Annotated in this window: 6 protein-coding genes and 1 tRNA gene; 3 read left to right on the forward strand and 4 right to left on the reverse strand. The window is 64.9% G+C overall.

What is annotated here, in order from left to right; translation table 11 throughout:
• Positions 1–344, reverse strand: a 344-nt coding sequence (locus BGN95_RS13240; protein WP_286772875.1) for a two-component regulator propeller domain-containing protein, incomplete at its 3' end; no start/stop codon positions are given.
• A gap of 141 nt (positions 345–485) precedes the next feature.
• Between BGN95_RS13240 and BGN95_RS13245 the strand changes: the two genes are divergently transcribed.
• The 3 genes from BGN95_RS13245 to BGN95_RS13255 all read left to right on the forward strand — a co-directional run bounded on the left by BGN95_RS13245 (position 486) and on the right by BGN95_RS13255 (position 2,272).
• Complete coding sequence (locus BGN95_RS13245; protein WP_286772876.1) at positions 486–836, forward strand: hypothetical protein; 351 nt, start codon at positions 486–488, stop codon at positions 834–836.
• An 83-nt stretch (positions 837–919) separates the two neighbouring features.
• Complete coding sequence (locus BGN95_RS13250) at positions 920–1,756, forward strand: alpha/beta fold hydrolase (protein ID WP_286772877.1); 837 nt, start codon at positions 920–922, stop codon at positions 1,754–1,756.
• Between the two features lie 15 nt (positions 1,757–1,771).
• Complete coding sequence (locus tag BGN95_RS13255; RefSeq protein ID WP_286772878.1) at positions 1,772–2,272, forward strand: hypothetical protein; 501 nt, start codon at positions 1,772–1,774, stop codon at positions 2,270–2,272.
• A 236-nt stretch (positions 2,273–2,508) separates the two neighbouring features.
• Here the strand turns inward: BGN95_RS13255 and BGN95_RS13260 are convergent.
• The 3 genes from BGN95_RS13260 to dnaJ all read right to left on the reverse strand — a co-directional run bounded on the left by BGN95_RS13260 (position 2,509) and on the right by dnaJ (position 4,164).
• Positions 2,509–2,585, reverse strand: a tRNA-Arg gene (locus tag BGN95_RS13260).
• 58 nt (positions 2,586–2,643) lie between these two features.
• The gene (locus BGN95_RS13265; protein WP_179511707.1) at positions 2,644–3,021 is read right to left on the reverse strand and encodes a hypothetical protein; all 378 of its coding nucleotides are present in this window, start codon (positions 3,019–3,021) and stop codon (positions 2,644–2,646) included.
• Positions 3,022–3,048: 27 nt separating this feature from the next.
• Positions 3,049–4,164, reverse strand: a complete 1,116-nt coding sequence (gene dnaJ, locus BGN95_RS13270; protein ID WP_179511706.1) for a molecular chaperone DnaJ — start codon at positions 4,162–4,164, stop codon at positions 3,049–3,051.
• Between the last annotated feature and the right edge of the window lie 248 nt (positions 4,165–4,412).

Consider the following 4,412-nt stretch of genomic DNA (forward strand, 5'->3'; position numbering starts at 1 on the left):
CGCGCGACCTGGCCCGCCTCGAACCCGATCCACAGATCGCCGGCGGGGTCGACATATAACGCATTGATATTGGCCGACGGCATGCGGTTGCCCGGCGCGAGCCTGACCTTTTCGAAACGGACGCCATCGAACCGATAAAGGCCAGCCCCGGTGCCGAGCCAGAGGTAACCGTCGTGCGACTGGGCAAGCGCCCAGATGTCGGGCGGCGCGCCGTCCTTGATCGTCCAGGCGCTATGAAAAAGCTGGTCGAGGCGGCGCTGTGAGTCGAGCGCACCGAGCGGCACATGGGCAAGCAGCATCAGCGCGCCGATGGCCCATCTCGATTTGCGCAGGCCAACCCCCATCCAGCCGTCCTATCGCTCGATGTCCAACCTGTCGATCACGGCCATGCCTGCGCCGCCGATCGGCCGCAAACCCGAAAGGGTGATGGTTGCGCTACCCCATTCGGCGTGGCGTGATGTGCGCGCTTTCCATAGTTTTCGCCAGTGACCCGGAGCCTGTTCCAGTATCCGACCGGCATGGTGGGGGTGGCGTTGTTGCTGCTCCGCCTTTCGGTGGCTGGCGCGCTGGTCGCAGCGACGACGTTGGTCGCGATGCCCTGGGCTGTGCCGCCGATCCTTTTGATCGCCGTGGCGGTGATATTGGGCATCCTGACCCGTGCCGGCGCCGTGTGCGGCGTGATCGTGGCGATGCTGATCGGTGCGGAGGTCGGCGGCGCGCTCGCCGTGTCCGCCTGGTTGCATGGATTGGCTTCGCTCGCGCTCTCGATGACGGGCGCCGGCGGTTATTCGATCGACGCGCGGCTCTTCGGCCGCACCGTCCTGACACTGGAATAGACAGATAACGGGGCGGACCCGTGCCTAACGTCGCCGGGTTCGCCATGCCTCATCAAGCCGCCAAACGCACAGGAGATATTTCGATGAGCCAGGATTTCGTGACCACCAAAGATGGCGTCTCGATCTTCTACAAGGATTGGGGCCCGAAGGATGCCCAGCCGATCGTCTTTCATCATGGCTGGCCGCTGTCGGCAGACGATTGGGACAATCAGATGATGTTCTTCCTGCTGCACGGCTATCGCGTCATCGCGCACGACCGGCGCGGTCACGGTCGCTCGACCCAGACCTGTGCGGGCAACGAGATGGATACTTATGCCGCCGACGTCGCGGCGCTTACCGATCATCTCGATCTCAAGGACGCGGTTCATGTCGGCCATTCCACCGGGGGTGGAGAGGTCGCCCGTTATGTCGCGCGCGCGAAGCCGGGGCGTGTCGGCAAGGCGGTGCTGATCGGCGCGGTGCCGCCGATCATGGTCAAGAGCGACAAGAACCCCGGCGGCCTGCCGATCGAGGTGTTCGACGGCTTCCGCGCCGCGCTCGTCGCCAATCGCGCGCAATTCTTTCTCGACGTGCCGTCGGGGCCATTTTATGGTTTCAACCGGAAGGACGCCAAGGTGAGCCAGGGCGTGATCGAGAATTGGTGGCGCCAGGGCATGATGGGCGGTGCCAAGGCGCATTATGATTGCATCAAGGCGTTCTCGGAGACCGACTTCACCGAGGATCTGAAAGCGATCGGCGTACCGACGCTCGTGATGCACGGCGACGACGATCAGATCGTGCCTTATGCCGACGCCGCGCCACTCTCGGCCAAGCTGCTCAAGCAGGGCACGCTCAAGACCTACGAGGGGCTTCCGCACGGCATGTGCACGACCCATCCCGACATCATCAACCCGGACCTTCTGGCGTTCATCAGGTCCTGACCGGGGAGCCCGCGCATGAGCTATCTCGTCGCCATCACCTTGTTCCACACCGCGCTCTGCTTCATCGCAATCGGCGCGGGAGCGGTCGCCGTCGCCGGACTATGTCAGGGACGGCGCATCTGGACAGGGCGCTTTCTCGCACTGGCAACCGCGGTGAGCGTCACAGGCTATTTCTTCCCGTTCCACGGCGTGACGCCCGCGATGATCGTCGGCGCGATCGCATTGGGAGTGATCGTCGTGGCGCTCGCGGCGTACCGTCACTTCCACCTCGAGGGCGTCTGGGCGCGGGTATATGCTTCAGCGCTCGTCGCGAGCCTCTATCTTCTCGCCTTCGTCACCGTCGCCCAGGCCTTTCAGAAGATCCCCGTGCTCCACGGACTCGCACCGACGCAAAGCGAGCCGCCCTTTGCGATCGCGCAGATCGGCGTGCTGATATTCTTCCTCATCGTGGGGTGGAGAGCGACCTCTCGATTTCGGGCGTCAGTCTCCGCCGGACGGCCCGTTATGCTCAAGTGAGTAGATGTGGCTCCAGGTCTTGATCCGCTCAGCGCACCGTGGCGAAGCGCCGCCGCCGTGGTTCCCCTTCCACGACGAATATTGTGACGGACAAGACCGATATAGGGCGACCGAAGAGTATCCTCGCATCAGCCATCCACCACCCCTCGAAATTGCGGAGAGGGGATGAGTCTGGGAACGTCAGCGATGGCGTTCCGGTATTATGCGGAAAAATTATTCGCTTGGCGCGAATTAAATGGCGCACTCGACAGGATTCGAACCTGTGGCCTCTGCCTTCGGAGGGCAGCGCTCTATCCAGCTGAGCTACGAGTGCGTTGTCAGGCGCGCCTAGCAGCCGCGAAGCGCGAAGACCAGAGGGTTCGTCGACCTGATTACTTGGTTTTTGCGATCTTCACCGGCTGGAACTCGGCAAGCCCGCAACTCGCGCCGCGCATCGGCGGGCTTTGGTAGAGCACCGTGATGATGTCGGTCGAGCATAATTGGCTCAGCGAGGTCGAATAAGCGAAGCGCCGCTCGGAGCCGAGCCCGGGGCAGCTTTGCGGCAAGGTCACGCGATAATAGCGGTCGCCCGAGATGCGGAAGTCGATCACGCGATCGTTCCGCACCTGGCTTTCGCGCAGCGAGGTGATCGGCACGCAGCTTTGCGGCTTGCCGTCCGGCGTCGCGGCGGGGACCTCGTTGCGGTCCCGCGCCGCGCCGGGGGCGGCGACGGCAGCAATGGCGATGGCGGCTGGCAACAGGATTCGCATGATGCACCTCCGGCTTGGCGCGTGACCTCAATCCCCTGCGAACGCGTTCCTGAGCCGTGCGAAGAAACCCTGCGCCTCGGGGCATTCGTCGCCGGTCTCGGTCTCGCGGAACATCTCGAGCAGCTCGCGCTGCCGCGTCGAGAGCCGCGTCGGGGTTTCCACGTCGATTTGTATCACAAGATCGCCGTGTCCGCGCCCCTGCAGCACCGGCATGCCCGCACCGCGATGACGCAATTGTTTGCCGGACTGGATACCGGCCGGGATCTTCAGCTCGTGCGTCCGCCCGTCGAGCCCGGGGATCGCGAGCGTGCCGCCGAGCGCCGCGGTGGTGAAGCTGATCGGCGCGCGCGCGAACAAGGTAGTGCCCTCGCGCTCGAAGATCGCGTGGCGCTTCACATGGAGAAAGATGTAGAGATCGCCCGGCGGCGCGCCGCGCGGCCCGGCTTCGCCCTCGCCCGACATGCGGACGCGGGTACCCTCGTCGACCCCGGCGGGGATATTGACGGTGAGCGTCTTGGTGCGCTCGACCCGCCCGTCGCCGCGGCAGTCGCGGCACGGATCCTCGATCACCTGGCCCGAGCCGTTGCACATCGGGCAGGCGCGTTCGACGACGAAAAAGCCCTGCTGCGCGCGCACCTTGCCGTGGCCGGCGCAGGTCGAGCAGGTATGGGCGTGCGTACCCGGCCGCGCCCCGGTGCCGTGGCAACTGTCGCACGAGGCGGTCACGTCGATGGTGATGTCGGCGGATTTGCCGTGGAACGCCTCTTCGAGCGTGATTTCCATATCGTAGCGCAGATCGGCGCCGCGCCGCGGCTGGGCGCGGCCGCCGCGGCCGCCGCCCATGAATTCGCCGAAGACGCTCTCGAAGATATCGGAGAAGCCCGCGAAGTCGTGCGCGCTGCCACCGCCGCCGCCGTTCTGGAACGCGGCATGGCCGAAGCGATCATAGGCCGCGCGTTTCTGCGGGTCCTTCAGGCAGTCATAGGCTTCGTTGACTGCCTTGAACTTGGCTTCGTTGTCCTTGCACCCGCCGTTCTTGTCCGGGTGATATTTCATCGCGAGCTTGCGATAGGCCGATTTGATCGTGCTCGCGTCTGCGCCGCGGTCGACTTCAAGCAGTTCGTAATAATCGATTTCGGTCATTCCCGGCCCCCGCCGAGTGGTCCGGCGATCGCCGTGCCGGCCGAGGCCGGCATCTCAAGCATCGCTTCATTGTGCCTGAGCCCCCGGCACGCGCCGGGGCGACGATCGCGGATCACTTCACTTACGCCTTGTTGTCGTCCACTTCCGAGAATTCGGCGTCGACCACATCCTCGCCACCGGCGGGGCCAGCCGCTTCGCCGGCGCCCGCGGGGGAGGCTTCGGCCTGCTGCTGCTTCTCGTAGATCGCC

The organism is Sphingomonas sp. 66-10, assembly GCF_001897045.1.
GTDB classification, from domain to species: domain Bacteria; phylum Pseudomonadota; class Alphaproteobacteria; order Sphingomonadales; family Sphingomonadaceae; genus Sphingomonas; species Sphingomonas lycopersici.